Origin of the sequence: Bradyrhizobium guangxiense (assembly GCF_004114915.1) — a bacterium.
In the GTDB taxonomy this organism is placed as follows: Bacteria; Pseudomonadota; Alphaproteobacteria; order Rhizobiales; family Xanthobacteraceae; genus Bradyrhizobium; species Bradyrhizobium guangxiense.
This window is the reverse complement of the sequence record NZ_CP022219.1, coordinates 4,898,086-4,915,914: the sequence shown is the minus strand read 5'-3', so window position 1 is coordinate 4,915,914 and position 17,829 is coordinate 4,898,086. Positions and strand designations below refer to the sequence as shown.

The following is a 17,829-nucleotide window of genomic DNA, read 5'->3' as shown; positions in this document are numbered from 1 at the left end:
GCGGTTGGAGGAGTGGAAGCCGCCAAGCTCCGGGACGTCGGCAATCGCGGAGGCGCTGGATCCGAGCTGCTTGATGACGCTGAACTTGCTGTCGGCCTCGAGCACGACCGCGCCGACATCGTCAATGCGGTCAATGTCTTGGTGCCAAATGGCCGTCCGCACATCCGCTTCGGCATGGGCCACCTCGAAAGCGACGATGAATTGCAGACCGATTAAAATGAGGAGCCGACCAACGACTGCGCTACGCTGATATTGGGGATAGGAGGCTATTCGCGAAGGTGGAGCCGAGCGCGCCGCGCCGGTGAGATGATATGTCCAACATCAACCATCGGACCGCCTGATTAGAACGGCCATCCTCTGGTCGCGATGAAGATGGCCGCGTCGGCCGCTCCCATCAGGGCCAGCACGATGAAGACGGCGAAGATCGCGCCGGGCTGAATGATCGCACGCAGGTCTTCAAACATCCATCATCCTCGGTTCCGCCGCTTGTTCACGCGGCCATCGCCGCTATGCACCGTCGTGACGGTGTGCCACTTGCGTAATCCGGTCCAGTGCTTTCGCGCTAGAAAGACGGGCAATGCGAGCATGCCGTGGAGGTTCCTAACCCCGATGAAGGCCTCCGCAGTCCGACAGCAGGAGCGCTATAGTGAAGGCCGGAATGGTTTCGGATACGCATTGTCTCGCGTTCCTCCGCGCTGATCAACCGGGACTTCGTCATTCCGACAAAGAGAGTATCTGCTGAGGGTTCAATTCAGGTCTGACGGCTCAGTTGTCGGATTGGGCGTTGATTTTCCGGCCAAATCATCGGCCTCTTAATCAGCGGGTCCCAGGTTCGAGCCCTGGTGCGCCCACCAAGCTTTTCAATAGCTTAGGGACCTTGGTAGCCGGCCATTCCGACAGGCGATCGGCGGCTATATGGCCCACTTTCATTTGCGTTCGTGGCAAAGCCGAACGTGATCTCCGCGCCTTTCGTCTCGGCAAAATGCATGCGTCGGTGAACGCGAGGCCGTGCCGCTCGTGTGAAGATATTGCTCGACGCTTGATCAGATATTGGTCTTCCCGGCGCGCGCGCCACGGCTGGGTCGGATGATGCCGTCGCGCATCAAATCACCGCAAATCTCCTTCAAGAGCGCCATGGTCTCGCGCGTGGCCCGGCTGACGGGACGGCCACGCGGCAAGGCCAGGATGCGGTTTGCATTCATCCAAGACAGCGGAACGGCCGAAAGCGCGCCGGCCGCCACCTCGCGGTAGATTCCGGAATAGGGCATCAGCGCATAGCCGAGTCCCGAGGCCACCATGCGCTTCATTGAGCTCGAGCTGTCGACGCGCAATCGGCTCGCGACCTCCGGCGGGGATGGCGAGCGGCTCAGCGGCAGCACGGCGCGTGGCAGGGTCTTGAATTCGGCGCGCGTGAGCTTGCCACGCTTGAGCAGGGGATCGCGCGGCGGACCGATCAGGTAGGTCTGCTCGACGACAAGCGTGTCGTAATCGAGATGACCGTTCGGCATCGGCGAGGTGAGGATGGCGAGATCGAGCTGGCCGCGCAGCAGCCGATCGCTGGCCAATTCGGTCAGTCCCTCGCTGAGCTCCAAGCTCACGCGCGGAAGACGTTCGGCGACCAGTTGGGCGAGCGGCGGATAGAACACCTCACCGAGAGAAGGCGGCGCGCCGAGCCGCACGGTGCCGCTCGGCTCGCGGTTCTCGGTGCGCACCTCGGCCTTGATGTCCTCGACCAGGCCGAGCAGCCAGCGTCCGCGCTCGAGCAGCACCTTGCCTGATTCCGTCAAAGCGACCCCGCGCGCGGTACGCGTCAGCAGGACGCCGCCGAACTCATGCTCCAGCTCCTTGATGTGTCGGCTGAGTGCGGACTGCGCGACGTTGACGCTGCTCGCCGCAGCCCCGAAGCCGCCGCGCTCGGCCACGGCGATGAAATAGCGAAGTTGACGCAGGTCCATTGACGGCCCCCCATCTCGAAACGAGATCGGAAACATATCAAACATATTCTTGCGAGATGTCAAAATCGGCGCATCCTGCGGCCAACAAAGACCAACGGGGAAGGATACGCCAATGGGCACGTCTTCGGAGACGCAACGCCGCACATCTATCATGATCGTGGGCGGCGGGCCGGTCGGACTTGCGATGGGGCTTCTGCTCGATCGCTTCGGCATCGATGCCATCATTGTCGAGAAGAGCCCAACCACTACAGATCATCCGAAATCGCGCGGCTGCTGGGTGCGCACCATGGAAATCTTCCGCCAGTGGGGCATCGAGCAGGCGATCCGCGACCGTGGCCTGCAGGATTCCACTGATGTGTTCGTGCAGGTGGAGAGCATTGTCGGCCGCGAGATCAGCCGCTCGCGTCCCGAGCCCCATCTCGGGCAAACGCCGTCGTGGAAATCGCTGGTGGCGCAGGATGCGGTCGAAGAGGAGATCTACAAGGTCATCGCGCATTCCAACCTCGTCCAGGTGCAATTCTCCACCGAGTTCGTCGGCTTCGAGGAGGCTGAAGACGGCGTCGTCTGCGAGACCCGTTCGGTGGAAACCGGCCGCAGCGAATTCTGGCACGCGAAATATCTGCTGGCTTGTGACGGCGCCGGGAGCCAGACGCGGCGCCGCGCCGGCATCGACGTGGTGGGTCCATCGACCCTTGCGGTGATGCTGAACGAATATTGGCGCGCCGATCTGTCGCGCTTCCCGATCACGCGCGAGGCGGCCGGCTATCAGGTCTATAGCGACAAGCCGGGTGTGCCGCGGCGAGCCGCCATTCTCAACACCAACGGCCGCGACCGCTGGCTGTCGGTCATCCAGATCGGCGAGGAGAAGGACGAGCGGGCGCGGCCGTGGACCGATGCCGAGACGGTCGAGATCATCCGCACCCATGTCGGCGTGCCCGATCTCGACGTGACACTGCTCAATCGCTCGATCTGGCGCATGAGCAAGCAGGTGGCGTCGCAGTTCAAGAAAAACCGCGTGTTCGTGGTCGGCGATGCCGCACATCGCTTCCCGCCGACTGGCGGGGTCGGCCTGAACTCGGGGGGGCAGGATGCACACAACCTCGCCTGGAAGTTGGCTTACGTCCTGCGCGGGCTCGCCTCGGACAAGCTGCTCGAGTCTTACGACGCCGAGCGCCGCCCCGTGGCGCAATCCAACGCCGATTTTTCCTACGGCAACATGATCCGCTTCCGTCGTCTCGACGATGCGGTGCGCTCGGGCAATGAGGACCGCGTCCGCTTCTGGGTCAACGATCTCGACAATCATCTGCACTCGATCGGCCAGGGACTCGGTTTCTCCTATGAGGAAGGCGCCGTCATTCCTGACGGCACCCCGCGCGGCGGTCACCTGACGCGCTACTATTTTCCCTCGGATCGCCCGGGCGGCCGCTTCCCGCATCTGTGGCTCGACATGGCGCGGAAACACTCCACGCTCGACTGGTTCGACAAGGAGTTCACTGTGGTCGCCGGCCCGCTCGGCGAGGCATGGCTGGAGGCGGGCCGCGCCGTGTCGGAGAAGGCCGGCATTCGCCTCAACCTCCAGCAGCTGCCGAATGCGCATTCCTCCGACGGCATCCAGATGGGGCAGCGCGGCGCCGTATTGGTGCGGCCCGATGGCCATGTAGCCTGGCGCATTCCTTACATCCCGGAAAACCCCGCGCGCGAGCTTGTTGCCGCGCTGCAAACGGTGTTGCACTAGCCATGGAGCGCGTAGAGGCCGACGGCATCTCGATCAGCTTCAAGCGCACCGGCGGCGGCCCACCGCTGGTGCTGCTGCACGGCGCGGAAGCCGATCATTCCATGTTCGATGCGTTTGCTGCCCAGCTCGAGCCGCATTTCACCGTCATCGCCTATGACCAGCGCGATTCCGGCGGCACGCGCAATCCGGCCACGCCCTATGGTTTTGGCGAGCTTGCTGACGATCTCGCCGCCCTCGTAGCAGCCCTCGGCCTGGCCCGCGCCCACGTGTTCGGCACCTCGTTCGGCGGCGCCATTGCTCAGGTGGCGGCGGTCCGGCACCCCGCGTGCATCGACCGCCTGGTGCTCTCCTCGACGTTTCGCGTGGGCGTATCGGTGGCGTCGATCAATCCCGAAGGTTTTCCCCGGTTTGCCGAGCTGCGGGCGAAGTTGCCGGAGTCGCTGCCGGCCTTCGCCGAATATTTCTTCCCGCCGGACTACATAGCGGCCAACCCGCAGGCGCTCCGCATTTTCACGGGCAACAAGCGCGATGCCGGCCAGCGCGAGCGCCGCAGCGCGGTACTGGCGCAACCGACAGCGATATCGCTCGCCGACATCCACGCGCCGACGCTGGTGCTGGCCGGCCGGGACGATCACCTGATCCCACCGGCGCACACGCTGTCGCTGGCGCGCGAGATTGCGGGGGCACGAACCGCGGTGATCGACGGCGTCGGCCATGTCGGCATTATTCAGGATCCGGCCGCGGTTGCGGCACAGGTGATCGCCTTTCTAAAAAGCAAAAAAGCAGAAGATACCGCGGAGGAGAACGACCATGGTGGAAGTCAAGGAGGATCTGGTCACGGCCTATGACCAAGCGCGGCTCGATGCGCGCTATTGGATCAGCATCGCACTCAGCGTCTCTACCAGCATGTTCGACTATTTCGACTATTTCGTCGTCGGCTTCCTGGTCGCTGTTCTGGCGCCGCAATGGCAGCTGAGCTTCGGGCAGACCTCGCTGATCCTGCTCGCTGCAGGCGTCGGCGCCATTCTGGGATCGCTGGCATGGGGCGCGCTCGCAGATCGCTTCGGACGCAAGGCGCTGCTGGTGGCTGGCGTCACCTTGTGCGCGTTGAGTGCAGGCTCGGTCTCCTTCATTGCCGATGGCGCCTGGATCACCTTCGCCGTACTCCGCTTCTTCGTCGGTTTCGGCGTCGGTGCCGCTGCGTCCGTCGCGGTGCCTCTGATCGTCGAATATACGCCGACTCGCCATCGGACCGTGATCACCAGCGCCACCGTGATCCCGGTCTCGCTTGGCATCCTCGCTGCCTCGCTCTCGGCGGCGACGCTGCTGCAGCATATTGGCTGGCGGGGGCTTGCCGCATTGGGCTTCCTGCCGCTCGTGCCGGCGCTCCTGATCGCGTTGATCATGCCGGAATCGGTGCGCTGGCTGGTGTCGCGCGGTCGCGATGCTGATGCGCGCCGAATCGTGGCGCGGGCCCTGCGAGTAGCGCCCGATGCCTTGCCCCCGCCGGCGGTCGAACGCGCCGTCCGCCCGCACGGCGCGGGTTTCTCCGAGTTGCTCGCGGAGCCAAGGCGCTTCTGGCTGACGGTGATTGTCTGGTTCGGCGCCAGTACCGCCAACTACGGCGTGTTTCTGTGGGGACCGACGATCGTCGCATTGTTGACGGGAGTGTCGCCGGTCGAGGCCGCTCATTTGTTCGTGATCGTGTCGCTCACAGGCATGGTCGGACGGGCCATCTTCTCGGTGCTGCCGCAATGGATCGGACGGCGGCGTTGCGGCGCGATCATGGGCTACGGCATTGCGGTGTCGCTCGGCACTGCGGGTGTATTTTTCGACCGCACCCTGTTCGGCTATCCCGCCTTTGTCGTGCTGCTGATCCCGGCTGCCTTGTTCTTCGAGGGCGGCTTCTCCAACATCGCTCCCTACTCAGCCGAGATCTTCCCGGTTCGCCTGAGCGCGCGCGGCGTCGGCCTCGCGCAGGCGGCCAACGGCGTCGGCAAGATCGCAGGCCCGTTGTGTCTGGCACTTATCGCGGGCACCTCGAACCTGATCACGCCGAAAGCCACCATCGACGCGGTGACGCCCGCGTTCCTGTTTTTGGCCGCCTGCGGTCTTGCGATCGGGCTTGCCTTCACGCTGTTCGGCATCGAAACCCATGGCCGACCGCTGGCTTTGGATGCGCCACAAGATAGTGAGAACGCTGGAACCATGGTCAGCCTCAGCGGCGACCCGAAGGGCGTTGCGACACGGCCGACGCCAACTTAGCTTTCGCTTGAGCCTCCATGACAACATACAAGGAAACGCATAATGCAAGAGAGCGTTCACACCCGAACGGCCGTCCGTGCCATTCCCTTCGATACCGACAAGCTCGACCGGCTGATGGAGCAGACGGGGCTCGAGCTGCTGCTCGTCACTTCCAAGCACAATGTGCAATATATGCTCGATATCGAGCGTGCGATCTTCTTCGACTACATGGATGCGCTCGGCGTCAGTCGCTATCTGCCCGTGGTCATCTATGCCAAGGGCGCGCCGGACAAGGCCGGCTACATCGCCCATCGGATGGAGACCTATCAGCGCGAGCTGGAACAGCCATGGCTTAAAGAGGTGCGCATCTCCGGTAACGGCTCCGTCGATGCCATCGCAAGCGCGGTGGAGGTGATCCGCAAGAGTGGCGTTTCCGCCAAGCGCATCGGTGTTGAAATGGCCTTCCTGCCGATGGATGCCGGCAACGCGCTGCGTGACGCGTTTCCGGACAGTGAGATCAAGGACGCGCTGTTCGTGCTGGAGCGGCTGCGCGCGGTGAAGACGCCGGCGGAACTGGCAAAGCTGCGAACCGCTTCCGATCTGGTGATTGCCTCCATGCTCGACGTCATCGCCCACCACGGCCCTGGCACCACCAAGCGGCAGCTGTTCGATGCGCTGAAGGTGGCGGAGGTCAAGCGTGGCTTGACCTTCGAATATTGCCTGCTGGCGGCAGGCACGAGCCACAACCGGGCGCCGTCGGAGCAACGCTGGGAGCAGGGCGACGTGCTCTCTCTCGATTCTGGCGGCAATTATCACGGCTACATCGGTGATCTCGCCCGCATGGCCGTTCTAGGCGATCCCGATCAGGAACTGAAGGATATGCTTGCCGAGATCGAAGCCGTGCAGCGTGCTGCCTTTGCGGTGATCAAGCCCGGCGCGATGGGAGGGGCGATCTACACCGCCGCCGAACGCGCACTGAAGGAGACGAGCCAGCGCGACCACACCGAGTTCCTCGCCCATGGCATGGGCCTCGTCAGTCACGAGGCGCCCCGCCTGACCGCGACCGGCCCTGTTCGCTACGACGCCTATGATGCTGAGCGGCCGCTCGAGACTGGCATGGTGATTTCGGTGGAAACCACGATGAAGCATCCGAAGCGCGGCTTCATCAAGCTTGAGGACACGGTGGCTGTGAATGCAACCGGGCACGAGATCTTCGGCGAAGGCGGCCGGGGCTGGAATCTGGGTGGGACGGCGGTGCGGTAGAAACGCCGCTAGCGTGGCAGGACCGCCCGGATGGCGGCAATGCAATCGAGCGCATGGTCGTGCGACGAATGACCATGCGGCGCGCGTTAAGGACAGCGGTGCGACCCGCAAGTTATTGATTGCGCGTAATCCGTAGCTGACTCTTAATCAGCGGGTCCCAGGTTCGAGCCCTGGTGCGCCTACCAAATCAATGCCTTAGCTGGCAAAATCGCTTGTGTAGCTGATGTTTCAAACGGTTACTTTGCTATAATTGAGCGTCACTGCGAAATTGCTGTCGGAGATGATCGGCGCGTACTGCGATCGATAAAGGCGATCTTTCCAAGGATGGATTGGAGCAAGAGCTCAAGTTGTTCCAATTGGTCGGTAGGTCGCGTGTGCACGACGTGTGCCCCGGCACTCTATCTTGCAGCCCCACCTCGCCGAGGTCTTGCGTCGGCCACGCGGTCGTCAACTGCGCGGCGTCGGGGCAGCCAAGCTATAGGAACTGCCCACAGGTGCGCCGGTTTCCACGTCATGAAGAAACCCTTGGCGTCCCATCCAAAAGCTGCACCCGGGCTGACGCCGGCTCTCGAGCGGAACATCAACGCCCTGGTCGAGCGAAGGAAGCGCGAGCAATCCGACGCCTCGCTTCAGCAAAAGCTCGCCGATGCCATTACATCGTTTACCGGCAGCTGGCCCCCTTGTCGCGGATAGGAATGGCCTGCTTGCCGCTGCCACCGGGCATGTTCTCGCCCGCGCATTGACGGAAGTGGCCGAGGAAGAGGAGCCAAAGGCCGCGATCCGTGCCATCGCGCTTGAGGTATTTGACGCGATCGACGCTCACCCGTGGGTCGGCGCTCAGCTCTCCCGCGAACCGTGGCATCCCGCGGTCGGAGAGATCTTCGAACGAATCGGCGGACAGCTCCAGCCGCTCGGGGTACCCATCGATGCCCAATTCGACTGCGCCTCCGCACTGACGAATTACATCCTCGGCGTGGCCGGCCAGAATGCGGCCAACGCCCGGCTGCTTCCGGGCGGCATGGACCGGAGAGCGTGGCTGGCTGCCTTAGCGACGCGCTGGATTCAGGATGATCCGCAATCGCGTCCATTTCTTCGGCGAGTGGCGGCACAATTATGCGGGCATGATGATCGCCAACAGTTCATCGCCGGCATCGACTTCATCTTGGCAGGCGCCTGCACCAAGCCAAACGCTTAGGCCAGCTGCGCTCTGGTTGTATATGGCACGCAGCGTCCGCATGCTCCCATTGGCCATGTAGGGACCGTTCTCCCTGGTAAGCTGATCGTGCTTTTTGGCGACGCTAGCCGGATCGTTCGCGCTTTCCTCGTTGTCCAAGATCACCTTGAACAGTGAAGGTTCTTTTTCGCTTCCCGACAACCAGAAGACTCGAGCGTCGGCTTCGGAGTGCACGCTAACCTGCTAAAAAGCCGCCATCCACGGCAACGACGGTGCCGGTCGCATACTGCGAAGCCGGCATGCATAGGAATGCCACCGCGCCGGCAATGTCCTCCGGCTGTCCCCAGCGCTTGAACGCGGTGCGGTCGGCGATGCGCTGATAGTGGGCGCGATCCGTGCGGCCGGCGGCGTTGATCGCGGTTTCGATATAGCCGGGCGCAACCGCATTGACGCGAATGCCGTCCTCGGCCCATTTCAAGGCCAGCGCCTTGGTCAGCATCACGACGCCGCCCTTGCTGGCGCAATAGGCGGGGATCCGCGGCAGCGCCAATGTCGCGTTCATCGAGGCGATGTTCACGATCGATCCCTTCTGCTGCGCCAGCATCGGCCGGAACGCCATGCAGGTCCGGAACGTGCCGGTGAGGTTGACGTCGAGCACCTTCATGAAGGTTTCGATCTCGAATTCCTTGTCGCGCGCCAGGATCCCGGCGCAATTGACCAGTGCGTCGACGCGCTTGTGTCTTCCGGCAAAGGAGGTGACGGCCGCATCATCGGTGACGTCCAACGTCGCCAGCGTCAGGCCGCCGCGCGGCTTGAGCAGCGTGCGGGCGAGATCAGCCTCGTTGGCGCCGGTGGCCGTGACGGTTGCGCCGAGATCGCAAAACTGGTTGCTGATCGCCGCGCCAATGTCGCCGGCGCCGCCAATCACGACGGCGTGGAATCCGGGGACGAGAGAAAAATTCAAAGTCATCGGCAAGGTCTCACTTCAGGGATTTCGGCGGTGGCGCCGTCGATTCGCGGACCACGAGCGAGAAGTCGATCTCGCGGTGCATGATGGTCTGCTCGCCGGCGAGGCTACGCACCAGATATTCGCCGGCGCGCTGCCAGGTTTCTCCGGTCGGAACATGGATCGTGGTCAGGCTCGGCCGCAAATGCCGGCTCCAGTCGAGGTCGTCGAAGCCGACCACTGACAGGTCGCGCGGCACGGAGAACCCGTCGCGTTCCGCCTCGAGCAGCACGCCATAGGCGATGACGTCGTTGCCGCACACCACGGCTGTCGGACGGTCTTTCAAGTTCAGGAGATAGCGCGCTGCCTCGCGGGCGTCGTCGAGCGTGTATGGCACCTCGACATGCCATTGCGGAGGTAGCTCGAGGCCGCTCTCGGCGAGCGCCCGGCGAAATCCGGCGACGCGGGCGCTGGCGCGGTCGTTGTTGCGCTGGAGCGCCGAGACGATGCCGATGCGGCGATGGCCGAGCTCGATGACATGCGCGGCGGCGCGATGGGCGGCGGCTTCGTTGTCGGTGCCGACGCAAGGGTAGGGCCTGTCAGGCTGGTAGATGCCGACATTGATGAAGGGCACGGCGTTGTCGGCGAGCAGCTTTCGAAGGCCGTCGTGATGGCAATCGCCGCGCAGCACCAAGCCGTCGACGCCGCGGCTGATCAGATTGCGCGCCTGCTGCAATTCGACATCGAGATCGTAGCCGCTCGTGGTGAGAAACAGCATGTAGCCGACCGACGACAGATATTGCTGCAGCGAAGCGATGCCTCGCGCGAACATCGTGTTGTCGATGGTCGGCACGATCGCGCCGAGGGTGCGCGAGCGCCGCGACGAGAGAATGCGCGCCGGCGCGTGCGGGATGTAGCCGAGCGCATCGATAGCCTGTTCGATGCGCGCACGCAGCGAAGGGCTTACCGCATCCGGATTGTTGAGCGCGCGCGAGACCGAGGCAGTCGAAACGCCGGCACGGGCCGCCACGGCGCGGATACCCTGTTTCACGGACTTGTTCACAGACTTGGCGTTGGTCAGGCGCATGAATGTAACGTTACATCTGGCGGCGCGAGCGGTGTGGTAGCGGCTTTGAAGCAAATCTGCCGCAGATTGTGCGGCTTGTCCATCGCTTGACAGGCCGGGGGTGAAGTCTATTTTGTAACCGTTTTCAAGTTGTGTTCAAACGTGTCAAAATGGTCCGCCGGCTCAAGGCGGCCAGCCGGGAGGAGAGTTCGATGAAGGCCAGGATGCTCGCGACTCATGTCGCGCTGCCCGTTCTCGTCATTGCCGTCAGCGCGCAGGCGCGGGCTGCCGATTTCGACTGGATGAAGTTTAAAGGCAAGACCGTCACCTTCCTCGCCAACAACAATCCGGTCTCGCAGGCGCTGCTGACCTATAAGGCCGATTTCGAGAAGTTGACCGGCATGACCCTGAAGGTCGACGCCTATCAGGAGCAGCAGATGCGCCAGCGTCTGGTCACGGTCATGAATGCGAACAGCGACGAGGTCGACGTCTTCATGACGCTGCCCTCGCGCGAGGGCGAGCAGTTCGCCGCCGCCGGCTGGTACGGCGATCTCACCGCGATGGCCAAGAACGAGGTCGCCAAGGGCTACGATCCAGCCGGGCTGAGCCAGGCGCTGCTCAAGGCCGCGACCTTCGGCGGCAAGTTGACCAGCATGCCGATGAACATCGAGGGCCCGATCTTCTACTACCGCACCGACATCTTCAAGAAGTGCGGTCTCGAAGCGCCCAAGACCATCAAGGACGTCGAAACCGCCGCCGAGAAGATCAAGACCTGCGACAGCGCGGTGACGCCGTTCGTCTCGCGCGGCCTCAAGCCCGCGGTAGCCTATACGTTCAGCAACATGCTGCACAATATCGGCGGCACGTACATCGCCAATGGCAAGTCGAACCTCTGCTCGGCCAAGGGCAAGGAAGCGCTCGACACCTACAGCCGACTGCTGCGCGACTTTGGCCCGCCCGGCGTCGTCAACTACAGCTTCCAGCAAATCTCCGCACTTTACCGCAGCGGCCGCGCCGCGATGGCGTTTGAGTCCTCGAACGAACTGCGCACGGTGATGGACGGCGGCGCGCGCCTGAAGGATACCGGCCTGCTGCCGTTCCCGGCCGGCGAAGCCGGCCAGGTGCCGACGACGATCGGTTGGGGCATGGCGGTGTCCTCGCACAGCAAGCAGCCGGAGGCGGCCTGGTACTTCGTGCAATGGGCGACCAGCCCCGAAGTGCAGAAGAAGATGGCGCTCCAGGGCATCGCCCCGCCGCGCCCGTCGGTCGCCAAGGATCCTGAATATCGCAAGTGGATCGACGAGGAGCCGGTTCGCAAGGAATGGCAGGCCGCGCTCGACGTGCTCGCCACCAAGGGGTCCTCCGAGGTCGGCTATCCCATCGTCGCCAATCCGGAATCGCGTGAGTTCATTGGCCAGGCGGTGCAGGACCTCATCCTGAAGCAGAAGCCGATCGAGCAGGCCTGCGCCGATGCCGACAAGGCGCTCGATGCATTGATTGCCCAGAAGTAACGGCCTCACGTCGGCAGGCTTGCGGCCTGCCGGCTCTTCACTCCCAGGGACAAGGACGCATGTCGGACACGGCTGCGACACTCACGCAGGACCGGCAGAAGCTGGAGATGGCGGCGCTTTCGGCGCCGGCCGTGCTGTTCACGGTCGCGATGATCGCGTTTCCGGTCGTCTATACGATCTGGCTCGGCTTCCAGACGTTCACCTCGACCGGCAAGCAGTCGTTCGCAGGCCTCGCCAATTATTCCAAGCTGATCTCCGACGTCGAGTTCTGGCACGGGCTGTGGATCACCATCGCGCTGTTCGTGCTGTCGCTCGCGCTCCAGCTCGTGTTCGGCGTCTGGCTCGCGCTGGTGCTGTTCCATGCCAGGCGTCTGGCGGGCATCGTGCGCTCGCTGTTCATCTCGCCCTTCATGATGCCGCCTGTCGTGGCCGGGATGATGTGGCTGGGGATCCTCGACCCCTCGCTGGGCGCAGCCAACTACGTCCTGCAATCGTTCGGCCTGCCGCCGTCGGACTGGCTGGCCTCGCCGACATGGGTGATTCCGACCGTGGCGCTGATCGACAGCTGGCAGTGGACGCCCTACGTCGCATTGATCGTGCTGGGCGGCCTGCAGTCGCTGCCGCCGAGCGTCTACGAGGCCGCGCAGATCGACGGCGCCTCGGCGTTCAAGACCTTCCAGCGCATCACCTTGCCCTTGCTGCTGCCGACCATCGTCACCGCGGCGATTCTGCGCAGCGTCGATCTCCTGCGCTTCTTCGACATCATCTACATCACCACCCAGGGCGGCCCGGGCAATGCCTCGAACACGCTCAACATCTACGGCTTCCGGGTCGGTTTCGAGTTCTTCAATATCGGCTATGCCAGCGCCCTGATGCTGACGCTGACGGCGATCGTGTTCGGCGCCGTGCTCGCCTTCAATCGCCTGCGCGGCGCGGTGGCGTGGTGATCTCATGAGCGATGCCGCCAACACCGATCGCTGGATCCGCTGGCTCAACACGCTGCAGCTCGCGCTCGCCGGCGTGCTCATCATGGCGCCGACGGTGTGGATGGTGCTGTCGTCGTTCAAACCGTCCTTCGAGGTCACGGCCTATCCGCCCACGCTGATCTTCTCGCCGACGCTCGAGAATTACGTCGAGCTGACCAGGACCACGCCGTTCCTGAGCTACGCGCTCAACAGCCTCATCGTCACCGTCGGCTCGACCGCGCTCGGGCTGCTGTTCGGAATTCCTGCCGCCTTCGCCGTTTCCTGGACGCGGATCACGTGGCCGGCGATCCTGACGCTCGCCGCGCGCATGGCGCCGGGCACGCTGTTCCTGCTGCCGTGGTACGTCATGTTCCGGCAGATCGGCATGATCGGCTCCTACACCGCGCTGATCCTCAGCCACGCCGTGATCACGCTGCCGATCGTGATCTGGGTGCTGTTGCCGTCGTTCGACGCCATTCCGCGCAGCGTCTTCGAAGCCGCGCAGGTCGATGGGTGCAGCGTCATGCGCATCCTCTGGCGCATCGCGATGCCGCTGGTGGCGTCCGGGATCGCGGTCTCGGCGATCCTCGCCTTCGTGTTTTCGTGGAACTACTTCCTGTTTGCGCTGGTGCTCTCCAATGGCGACACCAAGACGCTGATCGCGGCGGCCTTCAACTTCATCGGCGAAGGCTCGACGCAATGGGGCGCCCTCATGGCCGCGGCGACGCTGATCGCATTGCCGCCGCTGGTGCTGGCGGCCCTGGTTCAGCGCTGGCTGGTGTCCGGACTGACGCTCGGCGCGGTGAAAGGCTGAATCTGATGAGCATATCCCCCCGTCCGAATTCAATCATGCAGGCCGCCGTCTTCCACGGCAACGACCGCATCAGCATCGAGCGCGTGGCGATTCCCGAGATCGGCGCCGGCGAGGTGCTGGTGCGCGTATCGCGCACCGCTCTGTGCGGCTCGGACTTCAAGCTCTGGCACAAGGGCGCCGAGTTTACCGCCGGCCACGAAATCTTCGGTGTCGTCGAGCAGCCCGGTCACAGGCTGCACAGCCGCCGCTGCGCTGTCTACATCCCCCTGCATTGCGACCGTTGCGCGGCATGCAAGCGCGGCGACACCCAGATGTGCCTGGAAGTCTCCAGCTTGATCGGCTGGAACAGGCCGGGCGGTTATGCCGAATATGTGCCGGTGCCGGAAAACTGCCTGCTACCGGTGCCCGATGATATCGAGGACAGTCTCGCGCCGCTGCTGCTCGACACCATCGGCACCTCGGGTCACGCCGTGCGCTTCGTCAGTCGCGTCGTGCCGCCACGCGAAGCCGGCCCGGTGCTCGTGATGGGGGCGGGGCCCGTCGGTCTCGGCGTCGTGCTGGCGCTCCGTGCGCTCGGCTACGACGATGTCCATGTCGCCGATCCCAATGCGGCGCGGCTCAAGATCGCGCAATCCTTCGGCGCGAAGGCCCACCCCGTCGGCGATACCTCCAGGCGCTTCGCGCTGATCATGGAATGCTCCGGCGCCCATCTGGCGCGTAATCTCGGCATCGAGCTCGTGCTGCCGCGCGGCGCCCTGGTGCTGGTCGGCGAGAATGCCGCGCCCTGGACCATCGAGGAAGGCAAGGTCTTCCGCCGCAAGGATTTCTACATGATCCGGACGTTCTACTTCCCGGTCTCGGATTTCGAGCCGAATGTCGAGCTGCTGCGCAAGTACAAGGACGAATACCGCGTCCTCGTCGACGGCGAGTTCGGCCTGTCGGCTCTGCCTGAGAATTTCGCCCGCTTCGCCAAGGGCGAGTTGATCAAGCCCGTGCTGGCGCTGGACTGAGCGATCATGGCCTCGATCTCGATCCGCAATCTCACCAAGCGCTATGGCAATTTCACCGTGATCCCCGATCTCAATCTGGAGATCGCGGACCATGAATTCGTTGTCTTCGTCGGTCCGTCCGGCTGCGGCAAGTCGACCTTGCTGCGGATCATCGCCGGCCTCGAGCCGATCTCGTCGGGAGACCTCTACATAGGCGACAAGCGCGTCAACGGCGTGCAGGCCGCGCAGCGCGATATTGCGATGGTGTTCCAGGACTACGCGCTCTATCCGCACATGAAGGTCTACAACAATATGTCGTTTGCGCTGGAGTTGCGTGGAGTGCCGAAGGCGGAGATCGACGCCCGCGTGAAGCGCGCCGCGGCGCTGTTGCACATCGAGCCTTATCTCGACCGCAAGCCGAAGGAACTGTCCGGCGGCCAGCGCCAGCGTGTCGCCATGGGCCGTGCCATCGTGCGCAACCCTAAGGCTTTCCTGTTCGACGAGCCGCTGTCCAACCTCGACGCCAAGCTGCGCGGGCAGGTTCGCGCCGAGATCAAGGCGCTGTCGCAGGAGTTGAAGACCACCATGGTCTTCGTCACCCACGACCAGATCGAAGCCATGACCATGGCTGATCGCATCGTTGTGCTCCAGAGCGGAACGATCCAGCAATACGACACGCCGGAGACGGTTTACGAGCGGCCGGCCAACCAGTTCGTCGCCGGCTTCATCGGCTCGCCCGCGATGAATTTTTTCCCGGTCGAGTGGCGCGGGGAGGGAGCGATCCTCTCGCAAGGCGCGACGGCGGTGCCGCTGGATGGCGGGACCGCGAGCCGACTCCGCCAGGCCGGCAGCGCCGTGCTCGGCGTCCGCCCCGAGCATTTCGCCGTCGCCGCCGATGCGGCCGATGGCATCGCCATCAACACCAGGCTGGTCGAGCCGCTCGGCTCGGACACGCTGATTCATTTCGATCTCGCCGGCGGCTCCGCCATCGCGCGGGTCGATCCGGCCCTGCGGCCGAAGGTCGGCGATCGCATCACGCTACGCCCGCAGCCAGGCAAGACGCATCTGTTCGATGCCGCCAATGGACAGGTCCTGCGGTGAGCGCGTCAGCCGACATTGCAGCTCTCTCGGCGCTGGCGCACGTCGCTTCCGGTGTGAAGGCCGTGCACGTGATCTGCCTCGGGTTGTCCGCGCTCGACCAGGTCTGGCGCGTCGATCGCCCGTTCGCTGGCGGGAGCGAGAAGATCAAAGCCACCGAATACGGTACGCTCGGCGGTGGCATGGCGGCCAACGCGAGCATCGCGGTGGCGAAGCTCGGCGCGTCCGTCGCATTCTGGGGCCGGGCAGGGGACGACGCCGCCGGTCACGAGATGACATCGGCTTTCACCGCCGAAGGCGTCGACGTCGAGAATTTCCGGCTGTTTCCTGGCGGCCGTTCGTCGGTCTCCGGAATCATCGTCGACAGCTCCGGTGAACGGCAGATCGTCAACTTTCGCGGCCTTTTTCCGGAAGCCGCGGGCTGGCTCCCGCTCGAGGCCGTGGCGCAGGCGTCCTCCGTGCTGGCCGACCCGCGCTGGGTCGAGGGCGCCGCGACGCTGTTCAGGGAAGCGCGCGCACGCGGCATTCCGACGGTGCTCGACGGCGACATGGCCGACGCCGAGGTGTTCGAGCGGCTGCTGCCGCTGACTGACCATGCGATCTTTTCCGAGCCCGCACTGACGGCTTTTGCGGGCTCCGCTGACGACAAATCCCTGGCAGGGCTTGCGCGCTTCGGCTGCCGCGTCGTCGCCGTCACGCGCGGCGAGGGCGGCGTGAACTGGTACGAGGACGCACAGCTACACCAGCAGGCCGCCTACGCGGTCGACGTCGTCGACACCACAGGCGCGGGCGACGTCTTTCACGGCGCTTATGCGCTCGCGATCGGCGCCGGTCTCGATGTGCGCGCTGCCATGGCGTTTTCGGCGGCCACCGCCGCCATGAAATGCCGTCACGCCGGCGGGCGCAACGGAATCCCTACCATCAACGAGTGTCTTGTATTCATGAGGAAGATGCCATGAGAACGATTGGGAAGAACCGCGGCCTGGCACGGCTTGCCGATGCGGATGGCCATTTTCGCATGGTCGCGCTGGACCAGCGGCCGCCATTGTTCGATGCCATCGCCAAAGCGAAAGGTATCACGCGGGAGCAGGTCGAATATTCCGACATCACGGCGGCGAAGCGCCTTCTCGTCGAGAACCTCGCGCCGCATTGCAGCTCGATGCTGTTCGACCCGAATTTCGCGGTCCCCGCCGCGATCGATCTGCTGCCGCCGCGCTGCGGCCTGATCATGACACTGGAGGAGCATCGCGTCGAGGAGACCGCGGGGGGACGCAAGTCGCGTGCGATCACCAACTGGAGCGTCGAAAAGATCCGCGCTATGGGCGGCGACGCCGTCAAGGTGCTGGCTTGGTATCGGCCGGACGCTGATGCCGCGGTGAACGAGCACCAGAAGAAGTTCGTGCGCGAGATCGGCGAGGAGTGCCCCCGCCACGACATTCCCTATGTTCTCGAACTACTGGTCTATCCGTTTCTCGGCAGTGCCAATCACACCGCCGACTACGTGGAATCACCCGGCAAGCTGCCCGGTCTCGTCATCGACAGCGTGCGCGAATTCGCCAAGCCGGAGTACGCGGTCGATCTCCTCAAGCTGGAGAGCCCTCTGGCGGCCAACAACCTGCCCGCCCGCGAGGGCAGCGCGGAAGCCGAGGCTGCGCAGAGGGAATTCGATGCGATCGGCGATATCTGCCGCGAGCGGAGCATCCCTTGGGTGTTGCTGTCGGGCGGCGCTGCGCCCGAAAAGTTCGAGCGCGTGCTCGATTACTCCTATGCGGCGGGGGCAGGCGGCTTCCTGGCGGGCCGCACCATCTGGCTCGATGCCGTGCTGAAGAATTTTCCGGATCGCGCCGCGGTGTCGGCCAGCCTGCGCAAGGATGGCCTCAACGTACTTGAGCGGCTCAACAAGCTGACCACGGCCAAGGGCACGCCCTGGAAGGCGCGCTTCCCGGTGTTCACAGACGTCAAGCAGGAAGGTGACTTCGCGCGCGCCTACTGAGATATTGGTGGCTCCGCGTCATCTCGCAGGATCTTGCACCTTGACTGACAGCTTCACTCTCCGTTCGATCGAGGCG

At 64.1% G+C, this 17,829-nt stretch carries 17 protein-coding genes, 1 tRNA gene and 1 pseudogene; 15 read left to right on the top strand and 4 right to left on the bottom strand.

The window, feature by feature from the left end; translation table 11 throughout:
• Positions 1-12 precede the first annotated feature (12 nt).
• The gene (locus X268_RS23605) at positions 13-216 is read left to right on the top strand and encodes a hypothetical protein (RefSeq protein WP_128927145.1); all 204 of its coding nucleotides are present in this window, start codon (positions 13-15) and stop codon (positions 214-216) included.
• Between the two features lie 125 nt (positions 217-341).
• Here the strand turns inward: X268_RS23605 and X268_RS40570 are convergent, their stop codons facing one another.
• Positions 342-464 carry a hypothetical protein gene (locus tag X268_RS40570; RefSeq protein WP_283818274.1) on the bottom strand — a complete coding sequence of 41 codons (123 nt, stop codon included), beginning with the start codon at positions 462-464 and terminating at the stop codon, positions 342-344.
• 579 nt (positions 465-1,043) lie between these two features.
• Positions 1,044-1,955 (bottom strand): LysR family transcriptional regulator, encoded by a 912-nt coding sequence (locus tag X268_RS23600; RefSeq protein ID WP_164937889.1) that lies wholly within the window; start codon positions 1,953-1,955, stop codon positions 1,044-1,046.
• A 112-nt stretch (positions 1,956-2,067) separates the two neighbouring features.
• On the opposite strand from X268_RS23600, the gene X268_RS23595 reads away from it, so the two are divergent.
• The 7 genes and pseudogenes from X268_RS23595 (at position 2,068) to X268_RS39615 (ending at position 8,392) form a co-directional block, all read left to right on the top strand.
• Entirely contained in the window at positions 2,068-3,690 is a 1,623-nt protein-coding gene (locus X268_RS23595) for an FAD-dependent monooxygenase (RefSeq protein WP_128927143.1), read from the top strand.
• A 68-nt stretch (positions 3,691-3,758) separates the two neighbouring features.
• Positions 3,759-4,538: an alpha/beta fold hydrolase gene (locus tag X268_RS23590; RefSeq protein ID WP_164937888.1), complete on the top strand. Its 780-nt coding sequence runs from the start codon at positions 3,759-3,761 to the stop codon at positions 4,536-4,538.
• Complete coding sequence (locus X268_RS23585) at positions 4,501-5,955, top strand: MFS transporter (RefSeq protein ID WP_128927141.1); 1,455 nt, start codon at positions 4,501-4,503, stop codon at positions 5,953-5,955. Before X268_RS23590 ends, X268_RS23585 begins: the two co-directional genes overlap by 38 nt.
• Positions 5,956-5,997: 42 nt before the next feature.
• Positions 5,998-7,197, top strand: a complete 1,200-nt coding sequence (locus X268_RS23580) for a M24 family metallopeptidase (protein ID WP_128927140.1) — start codon at positions 5,998-6,000, stop codon at positions 7,195-7,197.
• Positions 7,198-7,275: 78 nt separating this feature from the next.
• Positions 7,276-7,382: transfer RNA gene (locus X268_RS39620), tRNA-Lys, on the top strand.
• Between the two features lie 328 nt (positions 7,383-7,710).
• A pseudogene (locus X268_RS40870) lies at positions 7,711-7,869 on the top strand (DUF1003 domain-containing protein); the annotation flags it as partial.
• Positions 7,844-8,392 (top strand): TetR/AcrR family transcriptional regulator, encoded by a 549-nt coding sequence (locus tag X268_RS39615; protein WP_164937433.1) that lies wholly within the window; start codon positions 7,844-7,846, stop codon positions 8,390-8,392. The pseudogene X268_RS40870 and the gene X268_RS39615, both read left to right, overlap by 26 nt.
• A gap of 214 nt (positions 8,393-8,606) precedes the next feature.
• Here the strand turns inward: X268_RS39615 and X268_RS23560 are convergent, their stop codons facing one another.
• Both X268_RS23560 and X268_RS23555 read right to left on the bottom strand, forming a co-directional pair.
• Complete coding sequence (locus tag X268_RS23560) at positions 8,607-9,341, bottom strand: SDR family NAD(P)-dependent oxidoreductase (protein ID WP_128927136.1); 735 nt, start codon at positions 9,339-9,341, stop codon at positions 8,607-8,609.
• Between the two features lie 10 nt (positions 9,342-9,351).
• On the bottom strand, positions 9,352-10,404 hold the full coding sequence (locus tag X268_RS23555; protein ID WP_164937887.1) for a LacI family DNA-binding transcriptional regulator: 1,053 nt from the start codon (positions 10,402-10,404) through the stop codon (positions 9,352-9,354).
• Positions 10,405-10,595: 191 nt separating this feature from the next.
• Between X268_RS23555 and X268_RS23550 the strand changes: the two genes are divergently transcribed.
• Genes X268_RS23550 through X268_RS23520 form a run of 7 tightly spaced genes read left to right on the top strand, consistent with a single transcriptional unit; the run spans position 10,596 to position 17,753 of the window.
• Complete coding sequence (locus tag X268_RS23550; RefSeq protein WP_164937886.1) at positions 10,596-11,894, top strand: ABC transporter substrate-binding protein; 1,299 nt, start codon at positions 10,596-10,598, stop codon at positions 11,892-11,894.
• A 59-nt stretch (positions 11,895-11,953) separates the two neighbouring features.
• A complete protein-coding gene (locus tag X268_RS23545) occupies positions 11,954-12,841 on the top strand; it encodes a carbohydrate ABC transporter permease (RefSeq protein ID WP_128927133.1) in 888 nt (295 codons plus the stop codon).
• A 4-nt stretch (positions 12,842-12,845) separates the two neighbouring features.
• On the top strand, positions 12,846-13,673 hold the full coding sequence (locus tag X268_RS23540) for a carbohydrate ABC transporter permease (protein ID WP_128927132.1): 828 nt from the start codon (positions 12,846-12,848) through the stop codon (positions 13,671-13,673).
• Between the two features lie 5 nt (positions 13,674-13,678).
• Complete coding sequence (locus X268_RS23535) at positions 13,679-14,683, top strand: zinc-dependent alcohol dehydrogenase family protein (protein ID WP_128927131.1); 1,005 nt, start codon at positions 13,679-13,681, stop codon at positions 14,681-14,683.
• Positions 14,684-14,689: 6 nt separating this feature from the next.
• Positions 14,690-15,763 carry an ABC transporter ATP-binding protein gene (locus tag X268_RS23530; RefSeq protein WP_128927130.1) on the top strand — a complete coding sequence of 358 codons (1,074 nt, stop codon included), beginning with the start codon at positions 14,690-14,692 and terminating at the stop codon, positions 15,761-15,763.
• A complete protein-coding gene (locus X268_RS23525; protein ID WP_128927129.1) occupies positions 15,760-16,719 on the top strand; it encodes a sugar kinase in 960 nt (319 codons plus the stop codon). Before X268_RS23530 ends, X268_RS23525 begins: the two co-directional genes overlap by 4 nt.
• Complete coding sequence (locus tag X268_RS23520) at positions 16,716-17,753, top strand: tagatose 1,6-diphosphate aldolase (protein WP_128927128.1); 1,038 nt, start codon at positions 16,716-16,718, stop codon at positions 17,751-17,753. The genes X268_RS23525 and X268_RS23520 overlap by 4 nt, the downstream gene beginning before the upstream one ends.
• Positions 17,754-17,829: the final 76 nt, after the last annotated feature.